Origin of the sequence: Snodgrassella sp. B3882 (assembly GCF_026535915.1) — a bacterium.
Taxonomy (GTDB): Bacteria; Pseudomonadota; Gammaproteobacteria; order Burkholderiales; family Neisseriaceae; genus Snodgrassella.
On the sequence record NZ_JAFNPF010000016.1, the window covers coordinates 1 to 679 of the forward strand.

General features: G+C 42.3%; 1 protein-coding gene. It reads left to right on the forward strand.

What is annotated here, in order from left to right; translation table 11 throughout:
• On the forward strand, nucleotides 1-679 hold a 679-nt coding region (locus tag J3U68_RS10610; protein WP_267376901.1), incomplete at both ends, for a PilC/PilY family type IV pilus protein.

Here is a 679-nt window from a genome sequence, read left to right on the forward strand (position 1 = left end):
AGGAAACCCACGAAAATGAGTCTGCACTGTATATTTATGATGTCTTAGGTGTGGACGTGGGAACAGAAAGTTATCAAGTCACTGGGGATGCCAAAGGTCATTTAGTCAGAAAGTTGACCGCTCCCAATGGTAACGGCGGATTGGCCAGTCCAGTGGTTTATGACAGCGATAATGATGGCGTAGCTGATCTGGTTTATGCTGGGGATTATGGTGGCAATCTGTACCGCTTTGATATCCGCAGTCCCAATCCCGATAATTGGACGGTTAGCAAAATCTTTCAGGCTGATGGTCCCATCACTGCTGCACCAACATTATTTAAACCTGCTAAGGATAATCAAGATCCACGGGTAGATCACAAAATAATCGTGGTCTTTGGTACCGGTAGTGATCTTTATCAATCCGACCTGCAATCTAAACAACAACAAGCCATATACGGTATCTATGATGACTATGATCAATCTATTAACACTTTAGTTGACCAAAACCATTTACTGCAACAAACCATGTCTTATAACAATAAAACCGCTGAATTGTCCTCACTACCCTTCTCATCAGCAAAGTATAAAGGCTGGTATTTCAGGCTCAATACCGATGGAGAACGAGTGACAACGGCGATTAATCAACTGTTATCTACAGGCATGGTGATTACTCGTGCTTATGATCATGAAAAGGAAAGTAA